This window comes from Streptomyces sp. NBC_00045 (genome assembly GCF_045041095.1).
Lineage (GTDB): Bacteria > Actinomycetota > Actinomycetes > Streptomycetales > Streptomycetaceae > Streptomyces.
In genome coordinates this window covers 6,437,177-6,461,229 of sequence record NZ_CP108271.1, presented here as the reverse complement: position 1 = coordinate 6,461,229, position 24,053 = coordinate 6,437,177, and the positions used below count along the sequence as shown (strand labels likewise).

Below are 24,053 nucleotides of genomic sequence, written 5' to 3'. Positions count from 1 at the left end.
TCGGCAGGGGGCGGCCACGGCGGGCCGGGCGTTCGTCAGAAGAAGGTGTAGACGGACTCGCTCACCGTGGGTGCCTTGTAGGGAGACGTCTGCTCCAGGCGCTTCACCGCCGACACCGGCACCTGTTCCCGCCGGATCAGCAGGTCCCCGAGGACGAGGACGTCGAGCCGGGACCGGACGAAGCAGGCGATTGCGTCGGCGGCGGCGTTGACGATCGGCTCCCCCCGCATGTTGAAGGACGTGTTCAGCAGGATCGGAAAGCCGCTGAGTTCGCCGAACGCGGTGAGCAGTCCGTGGAAGCGCGGGTCCACGTCGGCGGCCACGGTCTGGATCCGTGCCGAGCCGTCGACATGGGTGACGGCGGGGAGCCCGTCGCCCCGCACCTGTGCGGTCTCCAGCATGAACGGCGAGTCCACGTCGAGCTCGAAGAACTCGTGGCAGCGCTCGGCGACCACTGCGGGGGCGAACGGCCGGAACGCCTCCCTCTTCTTGACCAGGGCGTTGATGCGGTCACGCATGCCGCCGTCGCGCGGATCGGCCAGGATCGACCTTCCGCCCAGTGCCCTGGGTCCGAACTCGGTGCGACCCTGGAACCATCCGACCACGGCACCGGCGGCGAGCTCGTCCGCGGTGGCCCGCAGCAGACCGTCGAGGTCTCCGGTGTGGTCGGCGGCGGGGATGCCGGCCCGCCGCACCAGCTCCAGGATCCGATCGGGATCCTCGGCATGCCCCAGCCGGGCGTCGCGCAGCCTGCGGCGGGTGAAGGTGCCGGTGTGGCGGTGGTGGACCAGTGCGGCCGCGCCGACGGCGCCGCCCGCGTCCCCCGCGGCGGGCTGCACGAAGACCTCCTCGAAAGGGCCCTTGGTGCGCAGTACGCCGTTCGCCACGCAGTTGAGGGCCACCCCGCCGGCGTAGCAGAGCCGTCGGCTGCCGGTGAGCTCGTGCAGATGGCGCACTTTGCGGAGCAGGACGTTCTCCAGCGCGGCCTGCAGGCTGGCGGCGATGTCCTCGTGTACGGAAGCGAGCTCGTCCCGAGGTGCGCGCGCGGGTACTCCGAGCAGCTCGGCCAGGGCGTCCGTGAACATCCGGCGTTCGTCGCTGAAATCGAAGTAGCGCGGATCCAGGCGGAACTGGCCGCCCTCCCCGTCGAGCAGCAGACTCTCCATCTGCTCCAGGAAACGGGTCTTGCCGTACGGGGCCAGGCCCATCACCTTGTACTCGTCGCTGTTGACCTCGAATCCGAGGTAGTTGGTGACGGCGCTGTACATCAGCCCCAGGGAATCCGGGAACCGCACCTCTTCGAGCAGTTCCAGGCCCTCGTCGATGCCGGCCCGCCCGTAGCTGGTCGTGGCCCACTCCCCGACCGCGTCGGCGACGAGCAGCGCGGACTCCTCGAAGCCCGAGCAGTAGAACGCGCTCGCGGCGTGTGCCTCGTGATGGCTGACGAAGTCCACCGGTCCCTGGTGGCCCAGGAGTTCGCGCATCTCACGAAGGGGGCGGTCGGCATCGAGCCGGAAGAGGGCGCCGTCCGGTGTCCGTCCCGTGTCCGGGAAGGTCGTCCACAGCTGTCGGGAGAGTTTCGCCGTCGGGTTCTCGTAGTAGGCGAGCCGGTCGATCCGATCGATCCCCACGCCCGCCTGCTCCAGGCAGCGGCGGAAGGCGTTGACCGGCATGGAGGGGTCGTTGCGCTGCCGGGTGTAGCGCTCCTCGTGATGGGCGGCCACCAGCTCGCCGTCGACCATGAGGGCGCACGCCGAGTCGTGGTACAGCGCGGAGATTCCGACGATGATCACAGGGTCACCCCGGGCTGGGCGGCGACGTGTACGGACTCGGATGCGGATGCGGATGCGGCGCGCGCCACCGTCTCGTCCACCCCCGCGGAGCTCCGGCTGACGAAACCGGCCATCGGGAAGGGCTTCACGACCGTTGCCAGCCGTTCCTCGTCCATCACCTCGACGCATCGGGCGAACCAGGTGCGCACCGACCGGTCGGCGGGCGGCTCCAGGGCGGGCAGTCCGGCGATGTCGCGGTACTGGTGGTACTCGGCGGTGAGCATCTGCACCGCACGCTCGCGCAACAACGCCCTCTCGGCCGCGCCGAGCCCCTTCAGCCCGCCGGCCGCGAGCTCGTCCGCTCTGCGGGCCAGTTCGGTGTTCTGAGCCGTGTCGACCTCCACCTCCGTGTAGCCCGCACTCAGGGGGAAGGGCTGGAAGCGGCCGAGGGCGGAGCGGATGAAGACCGCGGGCCGTGCGGCCAGGGCCGGGTCGCACAGCCTCCCCGCCAGCCCCACACTGCGGAACACGGGATGGACCACCGTGCGGCGGGACACGGTCAGCGCCTCGTTCACGTCGCGGAACACGGAATGCCGTTCCCAGCTGCGGGGGTAGGGCGGTGAGAGCACCTTCGCCGCGGCCACGACACCGTTCACCTCCGCCACGTGCACCTCCATGTCGAAGGCCTCGACGGGGACGTCCAGGCCACCCATGTAGTGGAAGCGCTCCATGGACTCGTAGTCCGCCGGCTCGCCAGGACGGATCACCGTGGTGTCACGGAAGGGGGCGGTGGCGATCCCCGGACCGGTCGTGACCGTCTTGGCGCCGTTGTAGTCGAGTACGACGGTGTGGTCCGGGCCGAGTTGGTCGCCCAGGTCGCCGTGCGCGGTGGCGACCACGGCGCTCACCCCGTTGCGGCGGCAGAACTTCTGGAAGCCGTACGCGACGACGGCCGCGCTGACCCGGTCCACGGTGGACAGGAACTCGTCTATCACCAGCAACCGGTGGCCGCTCGCATAGGCGAGCGCCAGCCGGGCCCTGGCCCGCTGGCCGTCCGAGAGCCGGTGGTAGGGGGTCAGGTACGTGAAGGCTTCGCCCAGCCCGACCTGGCCGAGCAGCTGGAGCGTGTCGGGCAGCGGCAGGTCGAACAGGTCGATCAAGGGCCGGTCATCCGTCACCTCACCCGGGACGTGCGCTTCCGGGTGGTCGGCCAGGAAGAGCCTCAGCAGCACGCTCTTGCCCGTACCCGAGTAGCCCGTGACGTAGGTGATGCCGGTGCCCGGGAGCGGTACCCGGTCCAACACGGGTACCTCGGCGTAGCGTTCGGGGGTCAGGCCGAAGACCTCCTCGACGGTCCGGGCCCTTTCGGTTCCTGCGGTTCGGGCCGGCCGCGACCAGCTATATGCGTGCACTGTGCTCCTCTCCCCAGACCGGCTCGTCCCGCAGGGTGACCGATCCGTCGTGTTCCACAATGAGATAGCGGTCGAAGCCGCGTGCGAACCAGCGGTCGTGGGTGACGGCGAGGACCGTTCCCTCGTATTGCTTCAACCCGTCCTCCAGCGCCTGGGCGCTGTGCAGGTCGAGGTTGTCGGTCGGTTCGTCGAGCAGCAGGAGCGTCGAGCCCTGCAGCTCAAGGAGGAGGATCTGGAACCGGGCCTGCTGGCCGCCGGAGAGCAGTTCGAACAACAGGTCGGCCTGGGCGTGGAGTTCGTAGCGTCGAAGGGCGGAGATCGCCTGACCGCGGTCCCGGCCGGTCCGCTCGCCGTCGCCCCGACCCAGGATCTCCACCAGGGTGCGGCGCGCGAGGTCGCGCCGGCCGTGCGTCTGCGCGAACCATCCGGGCACGACCCGGGCGCCGAGCCGTGCCGTCCCCTCGGCCTCCACCGCCGCTCCGTGCAACCGGGCGTCGTACCACTCTCCCCCGCTGCCGCCGGCAGCCAGGAGCCTCAACAGGTGTGACTTGCCGGTGCCGTTCGCGCCGAGCACGGCGATCCGCTCGCCGAAGTAGACGTCGAGGTCGAACGGGTCGGTCAGCCCCGTGAGGGCGAGGCGCTCGCAGATCACGGCCCGTTTCCCGGTCCGTCCACCGGTGAGCGCCATGCGCACCTTTTGCTCCTTGGCGCGCTCGGGGGGCGGTCCGGCCGCTTCGTAGCGCGCCAGTCGGGTCTGGGTGGCCCGGTACTTGGCCGCCATGGCGGAGGACAGTTTGGCCTGTTCCTGCAGGGTGCGGACGAGCTCCTTGAGGCGGCGGTGCTCATCGGCCCAGTCGCGGTGACGCTGTTCGAGCCACTCGACCCGGTGGTCGCGCGCCGTCTGGTAGTCACCGAACCCGCCTCCGTGCACCCAGGCTCCGCGGCCTTCCAGCGTGACCACGACGTCCGCGGCGTAGGACAGCAGCTCGCGGTCGTGGCTGACCATCAGGACGGTCTTGGACGTGGTCTTCAGCTTGCGCTCCAGCCACCGCTTGCCGGGCACGTCCAGGTAGTTGTCCGGTTCGTCGAGCAGCAGGACCTCGAAGGGGCCGCGCAGCAGCGACTCCAGCGCCAGCCGCTTCTGCTCGCCGCCCGACAGGGTGCGCACCTCACGGTGGCCGACCTCGTCGTACGGGGCGCGCAGCGCCGCGGTGCACACCACGTCCCATTCGACTTCGGCCTCGTATCCACCGATCTCGGACCAGTGGGAGAGCGCTGTCGCGTAGGCCATCTGGGAGGGTTCGTCCTCGCGTTCCCACATGACGGCCTCGGCGACCTCCACCGCCCGGAACGCCTCGCGCAACGCGTGCGGAGCCAGGTTCGCGAGGAATTGCCGGACGGTCGTCCCGTCGTCGATGGAGCCGATGAACTGGCGCATGACACCGACCGACTTGCCCACGTGGTAAGAGCCCCCGCGGGCGGACAGGGCTCCCGAGAGGATCTCCAGGAGCGTGGTCTTCCCGGTGCCGTTCGCCCCGACCAGGGCTGCCGTGGTTCCGCTGCCGACCCGGAAGGACACGTCGGAGAAGAGGTCGCGACCGTCCGGAAGTACGTAGTGCAGATTACCGACCTCTATGTGCGTCACGCCGTTCCTCCAGCTCGCGGTCCTGTACGGCCATGCTCATCGCGTTCACCAGGCCGATGCGAGTTCGAGCGCCATGCCCCATTGACTTCCGGCCAGTTGACAGGACTGCGCCACTGCGGGGCCGAGCAGGCGGTCGGTGCTGCGGCCCGCCGCGGCGAAGGTGGGGCCTGCGACCAGCAGCAGCTTCCCGGCGTCTGCGACTCGGGTGTGCACCAGGCAGCCGTTGCTCCGGTCTTGCTGTCCCGCAGGGCGCACCACTGCTTCTTCCCGGGTGAGCCAGAGGGTGCGGGACGCGGTCCGGGGGGAGCCCTGCGGCCACGGGGGCTGCGGGGTGTCGAACATGATGATGGCGTTGCCCGCGCTACCACCCTCGGACAGGGCGCGCACGGTGTCCGGGGCGATCCGCAGGGCGGGCTCGGCCCTGAGGGCCGCGTGCAGCAGCGCCGTTGACAGGTCCGGCCAGGCCCCTTCGAGAAGGGCGTGGCCGGCTCCCAGCCGCAGCCCGAGGCTCCAGGGCAGGAAGCTGCCGCCTACGAGCAGGCCGCTGAGCTGGAACGCCCCGCGATAGCCGAAGGATCTGTGCAGCTCATGCCCTACGGCCTGAGCCAGGCCCGTCAGCTCGGCGCGCTCGGCCTGCGCGGGTTCGTAGAATCCGGAGCAGCCGCCCGAGCTGAGCTCACCCCGGTGTTCGAGGACGATCTCCTCGTGGGGGCGCAGTACCACCGGGCCTTCGGGCAGCACGAAGCCGCCGATGCCGCAGGGGACGCCCCGGACGTACGGGACGACGCGTACCCGGCTGCCGAGGGGGGCCAGACGCCGTGCGGCCGGCCCAGCGTCACGGCTCTCGTGCAGCCGGTGGACGGGGCCGCCGGCCCGCAGTACCGGCCGCTGCGGTGCGGCGAACACGACGGTCCCCTGGCCGAGGTCCAGCTTCGAGTGGGCCCGCTCCAGCGCCTCGCCGTCGGCCGGGACCACGACCGAGGGCAGGCGGGTGGCACCCAGCCGGGCCCAGAGCGAATCCACCGCACCGTGGTCGGCGAACACCTCGCCCCACCGGGCTCCGCTGTCCAGAATCGGCCTGCCTGCGATCCGGTCGGGCGCCAGGGCCGTTTCCGCGACGGCCACGGCGGTCCGGTCCGGGTCGTAGCCGTCCAGTACTGCGCGCAGTGCGGGCGGCGGAGCGGCGGCCAGCCGACTCAGCTCCTCGGCCCGCAGTTCGGCGTCGGCCGGTTCGAGCGGGACCAGGTGGTGGCCGGCGATGCCATCGGGGGGTTGCCCCGGTCCCGTCCCGCCGGCCACGACGAACGGCGCGTGTGCTCCCGTACGCAGCAGCGCCGCGCTCTGGCGTCCGTAGGCGGACAGGGGATGTCCGAGGAGCACCACTCGGCGTCCTCGGTAGAAGCGCGCCAGGTCCGACTCCAGGGCGGATGTCACGTTCATCGGGTCAGTCTCATTTCAGGGAGCTCAGGAGCGTGCGTAGCGGAATCGCACGGGCAGGGTCAGCCAGTGGTCGCCGACGGCGGCGACGAGACCGAGATCGGCGAGGGCCCGTACCGCCCGGCCCGTGTCCGCGTCGAGCCCGTCGTCGGCGATGCACCCCAGCCCCGGCTCGACGAGCACGGCGATCCGGTCGGGGCGGTCCACCACGGTCCGACGCATCCGGCCGTCCCTGGAGTCTTCGATCAGGACGAAGCCCGGGCCGCGGCGCAGGGTGAGCAGGGGTCGCGGGGGCACCGGCCACGCCGCCTTCCCCGAGTCGTCGCGCGGGGGGTCGAGGTGCCGGAACGGGGCGTGGGAGATCCCTTCCAGGCTCCCGCGCCAGCTGACGCGCAGGCCGACACCGGCCGCGTCCCTCAGGAACGCCAGGTAGTCCGCGGTGGTGGCCGCGGTGTCCGGGCCCAGCCGCAGGACACCGGAGACCCTGAACCCGCGGGCTCCGGTCCGGGCGACCTGCACCAGGAGGTCCCGGGTGTGCGGCATGCCCGGCTCCCAGGGGGCGAAGAGCCCCCTGCGCGTGGGAGCGGCGGGAGCAACAGCTGCCTGCTGGGTCATGACCATTCCAATCCGGTCGCGAGAGCGACGAGGTGCTCACCGTCCCGGTAGACCAGGCCGTCGCCTTCCCACCGGTCGAGCAGGGCGGGCAGCCGCCGAGCCGCGTCCTGCAGTCCGGACTCCTGCATGCGCCGGGCCAGCACCTCCGCGGTCCGACCTTTCAGCAGGTCGCGGTAGGCCTCGACGGCGAGACCCGCGGCGAGCAGGTGCTCGCGCGGGGCCCGGCGGACCCGCTCGTCGACGATCCGCAAGTCGGAGCCCTCTTCAAAAGCCACGAGGCGGGCACCGCGGTGCGCCTCCTGCCACTGCTCCACGGCCCGTTCGAGACGGGCGCCGTGCTCGGCGCCGAGGCCTGCGGGCTCGCTGTCGAACATGTAGACCATGTCGGCCAGGCGCTCCCTGGGCAACTGGTAGACGCTCGCGAGCAGTTCGGACGGACCGCTGTTCTCCAGGCCGAGTTCGGGGGTGGTGAAATACGGGCTGAAGCGTGTCAGCCGGATACGGGTGGACAGGTCCGGAGGGAAGAGGTGGGCAAGGTGGCGGGTCTGCTCGACGATCGATGCGTAGTCCTCCCAGGTCTCGCCGGGGAAGCCGTACAGCACGTTCCAGCTCGGGTAGATGGCCAGGGTCCGACAGTCGCGGAGCAGCCGGACGTTCTGCCAGCCGGTCACTCCCTTGCGCATGAGGCCCAGGACCCGGGTGCTCAGGTTCTCGATGCCCGGCTGGATCTGGGTGACGCCGCCGTCGGCCATCTTCAGCAATTGCCGGTAGGTCAGGTTGGACTTGACCTCGAAGAACATGCGCAGGTCCCAGCCGAGTTCGCCGACCTGCGGCAGCAGGGAGGTGAGGTACTGCATGTCGATGATGTTGTCGGAGAAGATCACGTCGAGTACCCGGTGGTCGGTGACCACCTGCCGGATCTCGGTGAGCACCCGTTCGGCGGGCTTCGAGCGGAACGCCATCAGGGTGCCGTTGAGCCCGCAGAACGTGCAGTGGTGCTTCTCGCCCCACCAGCAGCCCCGGCCGCCCTCGATCTGTACCTTCGGCACGGTGTCGCGTACCGACTCGGTCCGGCCGAACGCGTCGAAGTAGGCGCTGAAGTCGGGCGTGGGCACCCGTTCCATCGGCACCATCCCGGCGGCCAGCGCATTGGCCCGGGGGGCGCCGTCGGCGGTGCGCCAGCACAGGCCGCTGATGGCGCCCAGCCGCTCGGCGCGCTCCCCCTCTCCGAGACCGGCCGCTTCCTGCGAGAGCACGTCGAGCAGCTGGGGCAGCACCAGTTCGGCCTCACCGCGCACCACGTGGTCGAGGAAGTCGTACGCCTCGTGGAGCGCACCGCCCTGGGGTCCGTCACAGTTGGCACCGCCGAGCACCGTGACCAGCTCCGGCCTCAGGTCCTTGAGCGCCCCGGCGAGGGCCAGCGAGGGGATGTTCTGGTCGAAGGTCGTGGTCAGGCCGACGACGTCGTACTCCTGGCCGGCTATCTCCTCGGCAAGGGCGCGGACGAACCCCGGTGCCATCCGGTACATCCGCGAGGGCCCATCCAGTTCGGCGCCCCGCGCGGAAGCCAGCCGGTGGAAGGGGGTGGTCTCGGGAGCGGGGAGCGGCGACTGCGCCGACCGGAGCGCGGACGAGAAGACCCACTCGCCCACCCCGATGAAGTCCCCTCGGACGATCCGGCCGAAGTCCTCCTCCCCGACGGACCCGCCGCTCTCCCGCAGAACGTGGTCGGCCCAGCGCAGGTTGCCGTAGAGCACGTCCACCGACTCCACGCCCCGGTGCTCGCGGACGAGCGGGGTGAGCGTGCTCAGGGCGAGGGAGGGCATGTCGAGGGAGGCCCAGGGCATGCAGACGAACAGCACGCGCAGGGGCGCGCCGGGCGGCACACGGGATTCGGCTCCGACGGGGGCCGGCCCGATCTGCAGCAGGGTCATCACGTCTCCGTCGTTCGTCGTCACGGCTGCGGCGCGGGATCGGCGGTGTCCGCCTCGCGCATGTCTTGGTCCTCGGCCGGGGTTGCGGAGCGGGCGGTCCGGACGGGGCTGAACCACGGCCAAAGGGCCGAGAAGACGATTCCGAGTGCGGCGAGCACCATCGTGTTGCGCAGGCCGAAGGAGCTCGCGCCGAGCGCGCCGCCGATCAGGGCGCCGATCGGGTCCACTCCCCAGCTCACGAAGCGGAAGGTGGCGCTGACGCGGCCGAGGTAGGCGTCTTCCACGAGCTGCTGCCGCAGGGACATCCCGAGGATCAGCAGGATCACCACGCAGAACGACCAGACGAAGGTCGACAGTCCGACGAAGAGGGCCGCCACCGGCTTGCTGAAGGACTGCGCCCAGGGGATGAGCAGGGCTGCGATGCCGGGGACCGAGTAGCAAGCGAGGAGGGTCGGTCCGAGGCCGAACCGGGCGGACAGCCGCACGGCGGACGAGGATCCGGCCAGACCGGCCACTCCGCCGGTCATGGTGACCGCGCCGAGGAGGAAGGGGCTGAAGTCGAGGACCTTCACCGCGTACAGGGTGAACAGTGCGAAGAACATGGCGGTGAACAGGTTGAAGTGCGCGGCGGCGAGCGCAAGGGGCCGCAGCACCTTGTTCGACCAGAGCATCTTCAGCCCGGCCAGCACCGCGGCGCCGTGGGATTCGGGGGCGGCGTCCGGACTGCGCTGCGGCTCGGCCTTGGGCAGACCAGCCAGGTTGATGCAGCTCACGAGGTAGCTGATGCTGTCCACGAGGAGCGCGACCGGGGCGCTGACCAGTTGCACGACGAGACCGGCGAAGCCCGGGCCCGCCACCTCGCCGACCGATTCGGTGCCCTGCATCCAGGAGTTCGAGCGCTCCAGTTCGTTCTTGCCGACCAGCCGGGGCAGGTAGGCCGACATCGCGCTGTCGAAGAGCAGTCCGAGCCCGCCGGTGAGGAACGCGACCACGAGGAGAGCGGTGATCGAGAGCATGTCGGCCCAGTAGAGGACGGGCACGACGAGGATCACGGCGGCACGGCCCAGATTTGCGAGGACGAGGAGCTTGCGTCGCTCGTAGCGGTCGGCGTAGACGCCGGCCGAGAGGCCGAAGAGCAAAATCGCGAGGGAGCCCGCCGCGCCGAGCAGGCCCATCTCCCAGGCGCCGGCGTCGAGGACCAGCACGGCCACCAGGGGGATGGCGAACATGCTGACCTGGGAGCCCGCCATGGAGATGGACTCCGCTGCCCACAGGCGGAAGAAGCCCGTGCGGGCCAGCGCTGATTTTCCGGACACGAAGGTCACCTTTCCGATGGTGCACAGGCGGCCTCCGCCTGCATGTTTCCAGGGCTCCCCGAAGGCTGCCGACCCTCGGCGCAGGTACATGCCGCGCCGTCCAGGAAGGAGGTGGATCCGTCGGAGAAGCGGATGTGGCCGCGGCGGTTGAGCACGGAGCAGCGGCCCGTCGCCAAGAACCGCAGCACTTCGTGCGCCAGCAGCGCGGACACGACCGTGTTCGTCGGACCGAACGAATACGGCGTGGGCGGGGCGTCGTCGCGTACGGCCCTGACGTCCTCGGCGGACAGCCCGGCGAGCCGGCCGGCCTCGAAGCACGGCATGCAGTGGCCGAGCCGGGGCACGAACACCGGCCCCCAGTAGCCGGTCCCGAGGCCCACCGCGGCCGAGCACATCGGGATGCCCCGGGGGCGGGCCCAGTCCCACACGATGGTGGCGATGTCGGCCGGGGTGTCGGCCGCGAGCACCAGGAGGTCCAGATCGTCGGGCAGCCGGTCCAGGTCGCGGGGGGCACTGATCCGGCAGTCCGCCAGGTTGAGTTCCGCGCCGGGCGCCAGCGCGTGCAGCGAGCGCCCGGCGACCTCGGTCTTGAACTTGCCCACGTCGGAGCGGCCGGAAAGGAACTGGCGGTTGAGATTGTGCAGGGCGACCCGGTCGTGGTCCACCAGCCACAGGGCACCCGTCCCGGCGCCCACCAGGTGCTGCGCCACCACACCGCCCACGCCGCCCACGCCGAGGACGGCCACGCGGGACGCGGCGATCCTCGACTGGAGGTGCGGCGCATCGGCGCCGAACAGCGTCAGGTAGCCGATCTGGCGCTCCAGCTCCGTCCCCTTGCCGTGGTCGGGGTCCGAGTCGGTGATCCAGCCCGCTTCGGTGAGCCGCCTCACGAGCAGGCGCAGGACGGAGCGCGGGGGCAGGGCCTCGATCTCCCCGGCCGGCACACCGTGCGTGAGGTGTTCGACGGCTGCGTGCAAGGCGGTCTCGGGCCCGCGCACCCGCAGTACGTCCACGCCGTGGAGCAGCCGCAGCCCGCCTTCGGAAGGGAGTACGGCCACCGTTTCGACGAGCCGCAGGATCCGTTCCCGGAGACCGTCAGACACCGGTGTCATCGACGAGGCCTTCCCGCTCCGCGGCAGGGACGAGGACCCGGGCCGCGATCAGACGCTCGGCGAGCTTGGGGACCCCGTCCGGGCGCCGTGCCCCCGGGATCCGGCCGGCGACGAAGGGCTTGCCGTTGAGGTGCGGCTGGAGGATCCGGGCCGCCGCGCCGGGCAGTGAGAGCCTCTCCCGGCTTCCCATGTGCGTACAGACCAGCTTCTCGCCGGTGTCGAGGACGTCCAGCTCCTCGATCGGCACCCTCAGCAGCGCTCCGGGATGGAGGTCGTCCTTGAAGCTCGACGGCGGCAGCGTGGAACGCGTGGCGATCTGGCGGGCGAAGTCCCGGTAGCGGCGGTGCACTTCGCTCCGCTGCTCGGGGGTCATGGCGGGGTCCGCATTGTGGAGGTGGTTCAGCGCGTACTGTGACTGGCCGATCGCGTCGGAGGTGCTGAGCGGCAGCAATCCGAACTGGTCCGGCGCGCGGCCGACGTTGGAGGAGCGGGTGGCTTCGAAGGGGAACACCGAGACCGAGTCGACGCAGTCGGCCAGCCGCTCCATGTCGCCGAGCGCCGCGAGCGCCTCTTCGTAGGTGGTGGACGGGAGGTCGGGAATCAGGTTGACGCGCAGCGGCATGCCCACGTCGCGTGCGTCTTGCAGGAAGCGGATGTTCTCTTCCCGGTCGGCTGACTTGTGCACGAGCTTGAGGACCCGGGTGACCATGGTCTCCAGGCCGATGACGAGGAACTCGCAGCCCGACGCCACCATCGACTCCAGGAGTTCGCGGTCGAAGCGCCGGTCCACCATGGCGAACGAGTTCCACACCACGTCCAGGCCACGGTCGAGGAAGGCCCGGCTCATCCGGCGGGCGAAGGCCGGAGGGATGGACTCGGTGACGAAGTTGAACCTCCGGATGCCGAACTCACCTGCCAGCCACTCGACCTCGTCGGTGAACGAGTCCGGGTGGCGACCGCGGAAGGGCGCGCTGCCCTCGTAGAGTTCCACGAAGTCGCAGTAGTCGCACTTGCCCCAGTAACAGCCCCTGGCCTGGGTGATGCTGAGGGTCGGGCTGGCCAGCCTTGCCAGCGCCGCCTTCGAATAGCGCGGCCGGGGAAGCTGGTTGAGGTTGGGGCCCACGCCCGGCGCAACGTGCCGGACCCCGTCGTCGGTCAGGCAGGACGCTCCGGGCACGCTCTCCGGGTCCCAGTGACCGGCCACGGCCTGGCGGGCCAGTTCGAGGAGCGGGAACTCGCCGTCGTAGCGCACGATGCAGTCCACGGAAGCGTTCGACCGCAGCATGACGTCCAGGTCCACGGAGGACATCAGGCTCACTGCCGGACCCCCGAGCACCACGCGTACCGAGGGGCGGGCCGCCTTCACATGGGCGGCGAGGAGCAGCGCGGGCAGCAGCTGCGGGCCCATGGCGGCCGAGATGCCGACCAGGGCCGTGGTGTCGCCGATCCGCTCGGCAGTGCCGGTCCAGGAGTAGAAGGCCTGGTAGAAGGCTGCGGTGTCGGCGTCGCCCTCTCCTGCGAGCACGCCGGTGTCGGGGTCCACGGAAAAGGGTTGGGCCAGGATCTCCATGGCCCAGCCGTACGGCGCGTCCGGCCCGAAGTGGTGGCGTCCCACCGGGTCGATGAGCTGGTCCCGGTGCTCGTTCGACCAGCGGGCGACGGCCGCGCACAGGGAATCGGCGGAGACGCCGGGCACCAGGCCGGCGCCGAGCGCCCGCGCGGTCTCCGGCGCCAGCAGGTACTCGGCGAACGACTCGTTCAAGTCCTCCTGGCTGCTCTCCACGCCGTGCGCTGCGAGGAACCCGGCCAGGACGGCCGGCGCCGGGTAGAGGCTGCCGAAGTTGGATTCGACCATCGGCGGGAACACCAGGTGGACGGGTGCGGTTGCGCCGTCGGTGGGCGTGCTTGCGTCCGTCATCTCATTCCGACCCGTGCAGGCCGACGCTGACGGTGAACCGTCCCGTGCCCGTACCTTCGTACGCCTCGACGTGATGCCAGGCGTCGGGCCGGATCTGGATGACGGAGAAGGTGTTGAACAGCGGTTCCACGGCGAACTCGTCGTCCTCTTCGTTGCGGTAGACGAGCCGGCCGCCGGTGCCCGGCCGGTACTCCTCGTCGAGGTAGAAGTTGACGGCGAACACCCGGCGGGGAACGAGGTCCTGGTGTGGGCGGATCTGGTCTCCGGCGTCGTACGAAGCCAGTTCCAGACTGGCCTCTTTCGAGGTCAGCCGGATCCCGGTGCCTGCCGTGATCCAGTTGCGCAGCACGTCGCCGAGTGCCGCCCTGGACAGGAAGCGACGCAGCGCGATCTGGTGCTCCGCACTCATGGCGCCTTCCTCCAGCGCGCTCCTGAGGTCCCGCGCCACGTTGTGGTGGGCGGCGCGCCGGGGGTGTTCGGCCCAGTCCCGGGCCGGGATGTCCTCGGTCTCGGACTCGTTGCGGAAGGCGGTGACGCACCGCGTCCAGACGGGCAGGGCGCGCATGGCGGCGCCCATGGCGGCCGCCTGGCCCGGTTCGACGAAGTCGCGCAGCACGAAGGGCCGGCTGGGGGTGGCGTGCAGCCACTCCCCGAGCCCCTGGAGGGTCTCGGGCGTCAGGTGACCGGGGGCGATGAACCCGGCCGCCCCGCGCAGGGCTGCGGTCGGGTCGGCGTCGCTCGGCTCCGTTCCCCGGTCGTGTTCCCGCGATGTGTTCTGTGTCCGGCTCACGCCCGGGCCTCCTCGTATGGTCCTGCCGCGGTACGGGCCCGGGGGCCGGCCGCCAGCCGTCCGAAGTCGATGAGCCCGCTGGAATTGAGTCGGGCTCCGGTCAGGCGTCCGCTGCTCAGGCAGTGCGCACGCACCTGGATCAGGGGGATCCGGGGCATCAGTTCGGACCAGCGCCGGTCCGCGGCCGCCCAGCGGCCGGCCTGTGCGCCCGGATCGGTCTCCTCCGACGCGGCGTCCAAGAGGGCGTCCAGTCCGGCGTCGGCGAAGCCGAGTCTCTTCGCGACCGCGCCGGTCGAGTACCAGGGCGTCAGAAGGGACGCGGGATGAGGAAAATCAGCCGTGGTCAGGGTGTAGAGCAGGCTGTAGTCACGGCTCAGGGCAGATCGCACATAGGCGCGGTAACTCAGTGGCCGGGGAACTGCGGTGATGCCGAAGATCTCCTGCAACTGGTCGCACACCGCTCGCACGATCACATCGTTGGGCGTGAAGTCGGCGTAGCCGATCTCAAGAGATCCGCCCAGTTCACGGCGTAACTCATCGATCTCACGGGATGTCGGCCTCCACGTCTTCGACGAGGGGGGGACGGCTGACCAGGGTGCGGTCTGATACAAAAACGGTATGACCAATCCGGGACATCGCTCCGCGATTCTTTCGCGGTCCACGGCGAATCCCAATGCCCGCCGGAGTTCCGGACGACGGTTCAGGTCCCCACTTGATCCACCGAATTCCAGACTGCCGAAAATGGAGATCGGTCGACTCTGGAAACCATCTACGCCGGCACAGTCGAATACGTCCTGCACGGAGAAGCTGGTCGTCGGGGACACGTCGATCTCGCCCCGCCGCAAGGCATCCAACGCCTCACGTGTCCGTGCGAACACACGGAATTCCAATTCGCGCGGCCGATTTCCCGCCCGCTCGTCCGCGGCACGGTCGCGCAGGGACATCCTGATGCCGTCCTCCCCGCGACCGGTGATCTCGTACGGCCCCAGCACCGGCGCATCCGCACCGGTCCCGGATTCCCGCGAGGGGGCGAACTGCGGGAGGGTCAACAGCGAGGGCACGTAGGAGACGGGGCGGGCGAATCGGTAGTCCACCACGTCGGCTGCGACCTGGACGGCCGGCTCCGTCGGAAGTTCCGGGTACAGCAGCCTGGCCAGAGGCGACCGCGGCCGCGCGAGAACGGTGCGCACCGACGCCAGGGCGTGCTCGGCGGAGAGAGGAAGACCATCGGACCAGGCGGCCTCGCCGTCCAGGGTCACGCGCCATCGCCGTCCGCCGTCGAACCGCTCGACCGCCAGCGCGGAACCGGTCCGGAGCGAGCCGTCACCCGCCTCGACGGACAGGGTGCCCAGGAGGGCCTCCCCGACGAACCTGGCGTCGTAGTCGGCAGGCCAGTGACTGTCGCTGTTCAACGGCATCGAATCGAGCGCGAAGACGATTCCGGAATCCACGGGCCTCCCCCTGCGTATCAGAAGAGCTGCATCCGGCATATCCGGACGACTCCGCCCGGATATGCCGGGCTACATCAACAGCGGTGCGTCATCGCCAGGTAGTCGCTGAGCATCTCCTGATCGAATTCGAGCTCCTCGATCTCATCGGTGAGCTCGACCTCCTGAATCGCGGTCGCTTCCATCATTCGTAATCCCCTCCTTCCTTGGTGGATGCACAGAGCCTAGGCACGTGGGTTCGATCGAGCCAAGGGGTTTGACTCAATGAAGCGTGTACCACTGGCCTGTTTGCATGACATCCACAAGATGGTGCAAAATGGCACATCCTGCGACGCCTTGCAGGCAGCCAGGAAATGAGGTGGTCGATTCCCCGCGCACCCGACCGTCCGTTCGGCAGGCGATATGGCCAAACACAGCCGCTTCCCGACCGACCCCGCCCCGAAGGGAACGCGCAAACCGGTTGGATAACCGGTTTTTCTGCGAGAGGTGGCCCTTGCGTCGACCGGTCAGGGAGTGCCGGACTCCAGGGCGTCGATCTTGCGTTCAAGGGTGGCCAGGGTCGCTTTCAAGGCGGCGATGTCAGCCTTGTCCGCTGATTGTTCCGGTTCCGCCAGTTGGACCACCAGGGTGCCCCCCGGTTCGAGGGTGACCTCCGAGGTTTCCGTGACGTCGTCGCCACCCTGGTGGCGGACCGCCGCATCCAGGTCGGCGACGCGCAGGCCGCTGCGGCGGATCACGGGGGTGAGCCAGTGGCCGTCACGGGCCAGGGTGGTGGGGGTGCCCTCCAGGAGGCGGCCCAGCCATTCGTAGCGGGCGGCCGCCCTGACGACCACGGCGTTCACCGCGAGCAGTACGGCAGCCCCGAAGGCCGCCCCCACGACCGAATTGTCCGGGCCGATCACCGCGTTCTGCACGACGTTGGCCAGCAGCAGCATGACCACCAGGTCGAACGTGCTGAGCTGCGCGAGCTGGCGCTTGCCGACGATCCGGAGCAGCACAAGGATCAGCGCGTACACCGCGATGGTGCGCAGCGCCTTCTCCAGGTAGGGGATCTCGTTGTGCAGGAACGGTGTCAGGGCATCGTGAGCGGATCGCACCGGTCAACGCTGGCACACGGCGGGAGTGGGCGCGGCGACGACCCGCCGGGGGCCGCCCGCCCCATCGAGCGGGCGGGCGGCCCGTCGCGTCACGGCTTCGGCAGGGTGCAGCCCGCGCGGTTCAGGTCGATCTTGTTGCCCGCGCCGATGCAGGGGACGATGATGTACGTCTCCTGGGCGTAGTTGATGCCCTGGCGGACGGTGACCTTGCCGGTCTCGTCCACCTCGCACGGGTTGTTGTCCGTGCAGCGCTGGCCGTCCTCGTTACCGGTGTTGTTGACGGCGACGACCTTGCCCGTCGTCGTGTCGATCACCGGGGAGCCCGAGGTGCCGCCGATGGTGTTGCAGGACGAGGTGTAGCGGACCGAGTCCTTCCAGGTCCACTCGCCCTCCTTCAGGCGGTACGCGAACCCGTCCACGTTGCAGCTGTACGTGCGCTTCCAGTACCCCGACACGACCTTGATCGCCGTGCCCTGCACCGGGTGGGCGTCGTTGAGGGTGAGCGCGCTGATGCCGTACTGGCTCTGGATCTGGGCGTACGTCTTGGTCAGCTGGTAGATCGAGATGTCCGTGTCGGTCATCGTCGCGTACGCGACCTTGCTCGCGCGCAGCGTCGCGACGCGCGAGCCCGACGCGTTGAGCAGGGAGAACGAGCGGCTCGACGGCTGGTCCTTGACGACCTCGCCGGGCCCCGGGAATCCCGTCTCCAGGCAGTGCCCGTTGGAGAGGACGAGCGCGGGGTCGGTCGACTGGGAGCCGGGGGCGCGGACGACGGAACCGGAGCAGTTGCTGAGCGCGACCGTCCCCGCGTAGTTCACGGTGACGGCCGCCGAGGCCTTGTCCTGGGGTGCGGACGCCACGGCCGGGGCCGCCGCCGCTCCTATCAGGAGCAGCGAGAGCACGGCGCCGGCGACAGGCTTGTTCATGTGGGGCATGTGGGGGTTCCCCTCTTCAATGACGATGCAACCGAAGATCCTCCGGTTGTCATGCGCATTGTTGGGATACCCACCTCAACTGGCAAGAGTGCACGCCTGGTTGACTGTCGTCACATTCCGGCCATGATCAGCGCAGCAGGCGTTCCCGCAGCAGGGCAACCGTCTCCGGCCTGATCCCCACCCGGTCGGCGAGGTAGCCGGCGGCAGAGCCGTAGCGCGTGGTCAGGTCCGCGAGGACGAGGGCCATGATCGTCGCCGGGGCTCGGCCGTACGCGGGCCAGCGCATGGTGCGGCCCGGGTTGGCCGCGTGCCAGTCGGCCGTCAGGCGGGCGGTGGCCAGCTCGGTGAGCGCGAAATCGGCCAGGATCTCCTCCTCGGACACATCGAGGAGGGTCAGGACGAATGCGGCGATCAGGCCGGTGCGGTCCTTGCCGGAGGTGCAGTGGAAGACCGCCGGGCCGGGACCGGCGGCGATGAGCTCGATGGCCCGGCGGATCTCCACGACGCCGTCCTCGGTCACCTCGGCGAACCGGTCGGCCAGGTACCGCCAGGGGTCGACGTCGGGGTCGATCGCGGCCTGGTCGTACGGGCGGTGCTCGATGCTGAGGTTGGCGTACGTGAACCGCTCGGGCTCGGGGATCCGGCCCTTGGCCTCGATCTCCCAGGGGTAGCGCAGGTCGATGACGGTACGTATGCCCAGCCCGAGGAAGCGGTCCCAGTCGGCGTCCGCGAGCTTGCCGAGGGAATCGGCCCGGTAGAGCGTGCCCCAGGCGACGGTACGGCCGTCGGCGCTGCGGTAGCCGCCCAGGTCACGGAAGTTGTGCAGGCGCTCGAAGGCCATGTGGCGCAGGTGCGGGTGGCTGTGCGCGTGCGTATCGGGCAACTGGGGCTCCTCGGAGTGCGGTTGTCGCCCCAGGATGCCTCAGTGCTTGCGCGCGAGCGTGAGGCCGTCCGCGATCGGGAGCATCACCGACTCCATCCGGCCGTCGGCCCGCACGTGCGCGTTGAACTCCCGGATGGCCAGGCCGTTCCCGCGGGCATCGGCGCGCACCGCCTCTCCGCCGTACAGGACGTTGTCGGCGAGGAGCAGCCCGCCCGGCCGCAGGCGCGGCACGAGCTCGTCCCAGTAGGCGCGGTAGCCGGACTTGTCGGCGTCCAGGAAGGCCAGGTCGATCACCGGGTCCTGTGGGAGCGCGCGGAGCGTCTCCAGCGCCGGGGCGATCGCGAGGTCGATCCGGTCGTCGACCCCGGCCGCCTTCCACGCCTCCTTCGCGATCGCCGTCCACTCCTCGGAGACGTCGCAGGTCAGGACCCGCCCGCCGGCGGCCAGTCCGGCGGCGAGGGCCAGCGTGGAGTAGCCGGTGAAGGTGCCGACCTCGACGATCCGGCGGGCGCCGGCCGTTTTCGCCAGCAGCGTGAGGAAGACGCCCTGCTCGTGCGGGATCTGCATCTGCGCCGGTCCGCCGAGCTCGCTCGTGCGCGCGATCAGCCGCTCCTGGACGGGGCTCGGCGGTTCGGCCTGCGCCACCAGATACCCGTACACCTCGGCGGTGAGGTGCACCGTCTTCACGCCGTCCCCGGTCCTGCTCATGCCGTACGCCCCTCGCGAGTCCGGTGCGCGACCCCGCGCGCCGGGGCCGTCTGGCTGCCCAACGACCCGGCCCCCGCAACGGCAACGGCCAACGCCCGCAGCGCCCGCAACGGCGGCTCGGCCTTCGACCGGCCCCGACCGCTGCGCCGACCGGCCGCGGTCGAAGCGGCGCTCAGCCCGCCGCCGGGTGCAGCGCCGCGTACTCCAGCGGGGCCGACGGGTCGATCGTGAGGCCGTGCGGCGCGGGCTCCGCACCCGCACGGACCAGTAGGTCGCCGACCGCCGCGATCATCGCCCCGTTGTCCGTGCACAACGTCATCGGCGGCACCCTCAGTTCGATCCCCGCCGAGGCGCAGCGCCGCTCCGCCAGGGCCCGCACCCGCGAGTTGGCCGCCACGCCGCCGACCACCACCAGCGTCTTCACCCCGTATTCCGCGCAGGCCGCGACCGCCTTGCGGGTCAGGACGTCGGCCACCGCCTCCTGGAGCGAGGCCGCGCCGTCGGCGACCGGCGGTTGCTCCCCGCGCTGCCGGTAGCCCTCGGCCCAGCGGGCGGCGGCCGTCTTCAGCCCCGAGAAGGAGAAGGAGTACGCGTACGGGTCCCGGCCGCGCGGCCCGCCGGTCAGCGGGCGGGGGAAGGCGACGGCCTTCGGGTTGCCGCCCCGCGCGGCCCGGTCGATGGCCGGCCCGCCGGGGTACGGCAGGCCGAACACCCGGGCCACCTTGTCGAAGCACTCCCCGGCCGCGTCGTCGAGGGTGTCCCCGAGGTGCAGGATCGGCTCCCGCACGAGGTCCCGTACGAGCAGCAGCGAGGTGTGCCCGCCGGAGACGACGAGCACCACGCACGGCTCGGGCAGCGGCCCGTGCTCCAGGGTGTCGGCGGCGACGTGCCCGGCCAGGTGGTGGACCCCGTACAGCGGGACGTCCAGCGCGTACGCGAGGGTCTTCGCCCCGGCCAGGCCGACCTGGAGTGCGCCGGAGAGGCCGGGGCCGGTGGTGACGGCCACCGCGTCGAGCTGGTCGGCGCGCAGTCCGGCCTGGTCGAGGGCCCGGCGGACCACCGGGTTGAAGGCGTGCAGGTGGGCGCGGGCCGCGATCTCGGGGACGACGCCGCCGAAGCGGGCGTGTTCGTCCATGCTCGACGCGACGACGTGTGCGAGGAGGCGGCCGCCCCGCACGATGCCGGCGCCCGTCTCGTCGCAGGACGATTCGATGCCCAGCACCACCGGAGATCCCACCACGTCACCGACACCCCGACCTTATTGCGAATATTTCGCAATAAGGGTACTAGCCGCGCGGGACGACCGTCGCCAGCACCGACGGCAGCGGGTACCAGTCCGCCGAGGCGATCGACGCGTGGTGCGCGGCCATCAGGGCGACCCGGTCGCGGGCCTGGGCCTCGGTCGGGTGGACCCCGTCGATGGCGGGAGCCACGTCGTGGGCATCGGTGGCGATCAGCAGGTAGTGGTTGCGGTCGTACCAGGCGGTGTCGATCGAGCCGCCCGCGTAGGCGCTCGCGTCCCCGTCGAAGACCACGAACCAGGGGCGCAGCGACGCGTCGGCGTACCGGGTGCGCGGGTCACCGGCCGCGGCCCCGTGCACGGCGGGGAAGGCGGCGGCCTCGCCGAGCCGGCCCCCCGTGGCGAGGGTGCGCAGGTGCTGGGCGTACTCCCGGTCGGTCCACAGCGTGTCGCCCGCGTTGCCCTCCTCCAGCGTGCCGGGGATCAGCTCCACCAGGAACTTCCCCGCCATCGCGGCGCGCCCCGGCCAGGCGCCGGCCCGGGCGGCGGTGTCCAGGTCGAGGTGGCCGGCGGCGAGCCGGCCGGGGCCGTAGAGGGCGTCGCCGAGCTTCGAGTTCAGCAGCGCGTCGAGCTCGGCCGGGCCGCGCCCGAGGTTGGCGGCGAAGCCGTCCTTGAGCTCCAGCTTGAGGACGACCGGGCGATGGCCGGGGTGGGCGTCGTGCCAGCTGCGGATGTCGGAGAGGCAGCCCGCGAGGTTCTGGTTGCGGGACTTGGTGCGCAGCTGGTCGGGGGTGGCGGCGTTCTCGCAGTTGTTGTCGTTGCCGAAGGGGTTGTCGTGCGAGACCCGCCAGGAGCTGCCGAAGAAGTTGGTCCACACGTCGAGTTCCAACATCGCCGCGCCGGAGTCGAGGGCGTCGGCGAAGTACGGGTACTTGGCCTTCTCGTAGGCGTTGTGCACGCCCACGCCGGTCGATCCCGCGTACGGGAGGTCGGCGGCGGCCCCCGCCGGGGCCGTGCCCAGTGCGAGTGCCAGGGCGGCCAGCCCCGCCGTCACCGCCCCCGCCATCCTGTTGCGCAGTCCCATGCTTTCGGCTCCTGTCTGCCCCGTCGGTGCGCCTCGCCCCAACTCGGCTGGAGGGTAGGCGAGTTGCGTGACATGCGGAAGGACGGCGGGTGACCGGGGAGGGCGGGCGTCCCGGCTGTGAGGACGGACACGTCCCGAAGCCGGAACTCCCGTCGCGGCGCCGTCCGTAGAACAGGGAGCCGATCGGGGTTCCACAGCGGGAGTGCCACATGTTCACCAGGGTTCGCGGGCGGGCCGTACGGGTCTGCCTGCTCGTCGGCGTGTGCTGCGTGGTGCTCGCCGGGGGTGCCGGGCTCCTGTGGGAGCTGCGCGGCATCGTCACGCATTCGGCGGACGGGGACCCCGCGCAGGGGAGCTACGTACAGGACGCCGAGGCGGCCGACCGCACGGCGGCGGCCGTGCTGGACGGTCCGGCGCGGAAGACTGCTCCGCAGGAGGCTTCGGCGGAGGTTCCGGTACGGCGGGATCCGGCTGCGGATCCCGCCGTACCGGGCCCGACCGCGCCGGGCACGGGCGGCCCCCCGGCCGGCGTGCACTGGCGGTCGGGCGGCTGGCAGCCCTCCGACCCGCTGGTCGCGCGGCCCGCCGCCGCGGAGCCGGCGATCGGGGCGCTGTTCTCGCCCGGGGAGGACGGGGACGGGGACCACCACTGTTCGGCCGGGGTGGTCCACTCCCCCGGCGGCGATCTCGTCGTCACCGCCGCCCACTGCGTGTACCGCGGCGTCCTGGGCTTCCGTACGAACCTCGCCTTCGTCCCCGGTTACCAGGACGGCGAGGCCCCGTACGGGGTCTGGGTGCCCACGCGGATCGACGTGGACCCCCGTTGGGCCGAGGACCAGGATCCCGACCACGACGTGGCGTTCCTGCGGATGCGCAGGCCGGGCCGTCCCGGCGAGCGGCTGGAGGACACCACCGGCGCCCAGAAGATCCGGTTCGGACCCGAACTGCCCGCTCCGGCGCGGGTCGTGGGCTATCCGAACGACACCGAGCATCCGGTGGAGTGCTTCAACACCGCCCGTGCCGCGGGGCCCGCGCAACTGCGGCTGGATTGCGCGGACGTACCCGACGGCACGAGCGGTGGTCCGGTGCTGACCGACGCGCACACCCTGATCGGAGTGGTCGGCGGCCGCGACGGGGGCGGCGACGAGAAGACCTCGTACAGCAGCTTCTTCGACGACGCGGTACGCGCCCTGTACGAGCGGGCCGTGGCGGCCCGCTAGCGGATGTCGCCGGTCAGGAACCGGAGTCCGGCGGGGCGTGGTGGTGCGGCGGGTAGTCGGCGGTCGCCGGGACCGTCGGCAGGCGCCACTTGGACAGGACCCGGATCACGGTGCTCGGGCTCAGCAAGGTGTTCGGCGGGGCCGACAGCGACAGCACGCCGAAGAAGGGCCGGGAAATCTCCGGGTCGGCGTTGGCGCCCACGATCACCCGGGCCATGTAGGCCTGGAGGACCTTGGTCGCCTGGTCGGGCGGCCGTCCCTCGGTCTCCGGGTACCGCATGTCCTCGCTGGTGGCGATCTGCCAGGCCACGTCGGCGGCGGTGGCCGTGCGCCGCTGGATGCGCCGGGCGGCCGCGGCGATCTCCCGGGGCGCCAGGCCCCGGATGGCGCCGGCCAGTGCGTCCGCCGCGAGGGCCGCCACCGTCATGCCGTGCCCGTACACGGGGTTGAACCGGCAGGCGGCGTCGCCGAGGACGACGAAGCCGGCCGGCCAGCGGTCGAGGCGCTCGTAGTGGCGCCATTCGTTCGCGGTGCTGCGGAAGCCCGTCGGCGAGGAGAGCGGTTTGGCGTCGCGCAGCACGTCGTGGAGGGCCGGGGTGCGCAGGGTGCGGGTGTAGTCGAGGAACTCCTCGTCACCGGTCGGCGGGGCGTGTTCGCCGTTGCCGATCAGGGTCGCGAGCCAGCGGCCGTCGTCGAGGGGCACCAGCACGCCCCCGCGCGGGCTGTCGGGGCGGCCCTGGACGTACATGCCCTGCCAGCGGCGGGCCGGGTCGGGCGGGATCTCGTAGTAGCGGCTGGCGTAGCCGAGGTGGGAGTCGTAGCGGGTGGTCTCCGGGGCGGGGTGGCCCAGTGCGGCGAGCCAGGCCGGGGCCCGGGAGGTCCGTCCGGTCGCGTCGACCACGAAGCGGGCGGACAGGGGGCCCCCTTCGCGCAGCCGCACTCCGACCACGGAGCGGCCGTCTGCTCCGGCGACGAGTCCCGTCGCCGTCGATCCGGAGCGGATGCGGACGCGCTCGTCCCGCAGCACTTCCCGCCGTACCGTCCAGTCGATGAGCTCCCGGCTGCCCACCAGGATCCGGGAGCCCGGAACCGGGTGGAACCAGTCGGCGGAGCTCAGCCACAGGAAGTCCCGCGGGGACTCCATGAGCGCCGCGCCGGCCGCCAGGAGCTCCCGGGTGACACCGGGCAGCAGCCCTTCCATCAGCTCCAGGCCCCGCGACCACAGCACGTGCACGTGCCGGGACTGCGGCACTCCGGGTCGGAAGGCCGGCCCGGAGTCCGCCAGTTCGTCCCGCTCCACCACGGTCACGCGCGCGAACCGCTGGGCGAGCGCCCGCGCCGCCAGCAGCCCAGCCAGGCCTGCGCCGAGGACCACCGCGTGATCGTGGGCTTCGAGGGCGTCTGGGTGGTTGTCCGTGTCGTCGTCCATGGCGCCGAGTCTCCCGTGGCGCCCGCGCCCCGGATCAGGTGCCGCCCGGGGCGCCCCG

19 protein-coding genes are annotated in these 24,053 nt (G+C 71.1%); 1 reads left to right on the top strand and 18 read right to left on the bottom strand.

Annotation, left to right across the window (positions count from 1 at the left end):
• Positions 1 to 35: 35 nt before the first annotated feature.
• From OHA65_RS29965 to OHA65_RS29885, 17 genes are all read right to left on the bottom strand, one after another.
• Positions 36 to 1,793, bottom strand: a complete 1,758-nt coding sequence (locus OHA65_RS29965; RefSeq protein WP_328764175.1) for a carbamoyltransferase C-terminal domain-containing protein — start codon at positions 1,791 to 1,793, stop codon at positions 36 to 38.
• On the bottom strand, positions 1,790 to 3,184 hold the full coding sequence (locus tag OHA65_RS29960; protein ID WP_327279296.1) for an AAA family ATPase: 1,395 nt from the start codon (positions 3,182 to 3,184) through the stop codon (positions 1,790 to 1,792). The genes OHA65_RS29965 and OHA65_RS29960 overlap by 4 nt, the downstream gene beginning before the upstream one ends.
• Positions 3,171 to 4,829: an ATP-binding cassette domain-containing protein gene (locus OHA65_RS29955; protein WP_327279295.1), complete on the bottom strand. Its 1,659-nt coding sequence runs from the start codon at positions 4,827 to 4,829 to the stop codon at positions 3,171 to 3,173. Before OHA65_RS29955 ends, OHA65_RS29960 begins: the two co-directional genes overlap by 14 nt.
• A 45-nt stretch (positions 4,830 to 4,874) precedes the next feature.
• Positions 4,875 to 6,269 carry a hypothetical protein gene (locus OHA65_RS29950; RefSeq protein WP_329314990.1) on the bottom strand — a complete coding sequence of 465 codons (1,395 nt, stop codon included), beginning with the start codon at positions 6,267 to 6,269 and terminating at the stop codon, positions 4,875 to 4,877.
• A gap of 24 nt (positions 6,270 to 6,293) precedes the next feature.
• Positions 6,294 to 6,881, bottom strand: coding sequence for a DUF5825 family protein (locus tag OHA65_RS29945; protein ID WP_327279293.1), 588 nt, complete (start codon positions 6,879 to 6,881; stop codon positions 6,294 to 6,296).
• Positions 6,878 to 8,815: a RiPP maturation radical SAM C-methyltransferase gene (locus OHA65_RS29940; RefSeq protein ID WP_405762750.1), complete on the bottom strand. Its 1,938-nt coding sequence runs from the start codon at positions 8,813 to 8,815 to the stop codon at positions 6,878 to 6,880. Before OHA65_RS29940 ends, OHA65_RS29945 begins: the two co-directional genes overlap by 4 nt.
• A gap of 20 nt (positions 8,816 to 8,835) precedes the next feature.
• The gene (locus OHA65_RS29935) at positions 8,836 to 10,131 is read right to left on the bottom strand and encodes an MFS transporter (RefSeq protein WP_327279291.1); all 1,296 of its coding nucleotides are present in this window, start codon (positions 10,129 to 10,131) and stop codon (positions 8,836 to 8,838) included.
• A 5-nt stretch (positions 10,132 to 10,136) separates the two neighbouring features.
• On the bottom strand, positions 10,137 to 11,234 hold the full coding sequence (locus OHA65_RS29930) for a ThiF family adenylyltransferase (RefSeq protein ID WP_405762749.1): 1,098 nt from the start codon (positions 11,232 to 11,234) through the stop codon (positions 10,137 to 10,139).
• Entirely contained in the window at positions 11,227 to 13,161 is a 1,935-nt protein-coding gene (locus tag OHA65_RS29925) for a radical SAM protein (protein ID WP_327279289.1), read from the bottom strand. The genes OHA65_RS29930 and OHA65_RS29925 overlap by 8 nt, the downstream gene beginning before the upstream one ends.
• Position 13,162: 1 nt before the next feature.
• On the bottom strand, positions 13,163 to 13,951 hold the full coding sequence (locus OHA65_RS29920) for a 2OG-Fe(II) oxygenase (RefSeq protein WP_327279288.1): 789 nt from the start codon (positions 13,949 to 13,951) through the stop codon (positions 13,163 to 13,165).
• Positions 13,948 to 15,402 (bottom strand): ABC transporter substrate-binding protein, encoded by a 1,455-nt coding sequence (locus OHA65_RS29915; protein WP_405762746.1) that lies wholly within the window; start codon positions 15,400 to 15,402, stop codon positions 13,948 to 13,950. The genes OHA65_RS29920 and OHA65_RS29915 overlap by 4 nt, the downstream gene beginning before the upstream one ends.
• A gap of 503 nt (positions 15,403 to 15,905) precedes the next feature.
• Positions 15,906 to 16,496, bottom strand: a complete 591-nt coding sequence (locus tag OHA65_RS29910) for a YetF domain-containing protein (protein WP_327279286.1) — start codon at positions 16,494 to 16,496, stop codon at positions 15,906 to 15,908.
• An 89-nt stretch (positions 16,497 to 16,585) separates the two neighbouring features.
• Positions 16,586 to 17,422 carry a serine protease gene (locus OHA65_RS29905; protein WP_329314982.1) on the bottom strand — a complete coding sequence of 279 codons (837 nt, stop codon included), beginning with the start codon at positions 17,420 to 17,422 and terminating at the stop codon, positions 16,586 to 16,588.
• A 136-nt stretch (positions 17,423 to 17,558) separates the two neighbouring features.
• Positions 17,559 to 18,272: a tyrosine-protein phosphatase gene (locus OHA65_RS29900; RefSeq protein ID WP_327285839.1), complete on the bottom strand. Its 714-nt coding sequence runs from the start codon at positions 18,270 to 18,272 to the stop codon at positions 17,559 to 17,561.
• An 81-nt stretch (positions 18,273 to 18,353) separates the two neighbouring features.
• A complete protein-coding gene (locus tag OHA65_RS29895; RefSeq protein ID WP_327279284.1) occupies positions 18,354 to 19,022 on the bottom strand; it encodes an O-methyltransferase in 669 nt (222 codons plus the stop codon).
• Positions 19,023 to 19,194: 172 nt separating this feature from the next.
• Positions 19,195 to 20,259: a tRNA (adenosine(37)-N6)-threonylcarbamoyltransferase complex transferase subunit TsaD gene (gene tsaD / locus OHA65_RS29890; RefSeq protein ID WP_405763455.1), complete on the bottom strand. Its 1,065-nt coding sequence runs from the start codon at positions 20,257 to 20,259 to the stop codon at positions 19,195 to 19,197.
• Between the two features lie 49 nt (positions 20,260 to 20,308).
• Positions 20,309 to 21,346 (bottom strand): phosphatidylinositol-specific phospholipase C domain-containing protein, encoded by a 1,038-nt coding sequence (locus OHA65_RS29885; protein ID WP_405762744.1) that lies wholly within the window; start codon positions 21,344 to 21,346, stop codon positions 20,309 to 20,311.
• Positions 21,347 to 21,555: 209 nt separating this feature from the next.
• Between OHA65_RS29885 and OHA65_RS29880 the strand changes: the two genes are divergently transcribed.
• Entirely contained in the window at positions 21,556 to 22,566 is a 1,011-nt protein-coding gene (locus OHA65_RS29880) for a trypsin-like peptidase domain-containing protein (RefSeq protein WP_327279282.1), read from the top strand.
• Between the two features lie 13 nt (positions 22,567 to 22,579).
• Here the strand turns inward: OHA65_RS29880 and OHA65_RS29875 are convergent, their stop codons facing one another.
• Positions 22,580 to 23,995 carry an FAD-dependent monooxygenase gene (locus OHA65_RS29875; protein WP_328764170.1) on the bottom strand — a complete coding sequence of 472 codons (1,416 nt, stop codon included), beginning with the start codon at positions 23,993 to 23,995 and terminating at the stop codon, positions 22,580 to 22,582.
• Positions 23,996 to 24,053 lie beyond the last annotated feature (58 nt).

What these genes read in the sequence shown, in the direction of transcription:
- OHA65_RS29950 (WP_329314990.1), bottom strand. Translation starts at nt 6,269, where the DNA reads ATGAACGTGACATCCGCCCTGGAGTCGGACCTGGCGCGCTTCTACCGA.
- OHA65_RS29945 (WP_327279293.1), bottom strand. Translation starts at nt 6,881, where the DNA reads ATGACCCAGCAGGCAGCTGTTGCTCCCGCCGCTCCCACGCGCAGGGGG.
- OHA65_RS29940 (WP_405762750.1), bottom strand. Translation starts at nt 8,815, where the DNA reads ATGACCCTGCTGCAGATCGGGCCGGCCCCCGTCGGAGCCGAATCCCGT.
- OHA65_RS29925 (WP_327279289.1), bottom strand. Translation starts at nt 13,161, where the DNA reads ATGACGGACGCAAGCACGCCCACCGACGGCGCAACCGCACCCGTCCAC.
- OHA65_RS29905 (WP_329314982.1), bottom strand. Translation starts at nt 17,422, where the DNA reads ATGAACAAGCCTGTCGCCGGCGCCGTGCTCTCGCTGCTCCTGATAGGA.
- OHA65_RS29900 (WP_327285839.1), bottom strand. Translation starts at nt 18,272, where the DNA reads ATGGCCTTCGAGCGCCTGCACAACTTCCGTGACCTGGGCGGCTACCGC.
- OHA65_RS29895 (WP_327279284.1), bottom strand. Translation starts at nt 19,022, where the DNA reads ATGAGCAGGACCGGGGACGGCGTGAAGACGGTGCACCTCACCGCCGAG.
- OHA65_RS29885 (WP_405762744.1), bottom strand. Translation starts at nt 21,346, where the DNA reads ATGGGACTGCGCAACAGGATGGCGGGGGCGGTGACGGCGGGGCTGGCC.
- OHA65_RS29880 (WP_327279282.1), top strand. Translation starts at nt 21,556, where the DNA reads ATGTTCACCAGGGTTCGCGGGCGGGCCGTACGGGTCTGCCTGCTCGTC.
- OHA65_RS29875 (WP_328764170.1), bottom strand. Translation starts at nt 23,995, where the DNA reads ATGGACGACGACACGGACAACCACCCAGACGCCCTCGAAGCCCACGAT.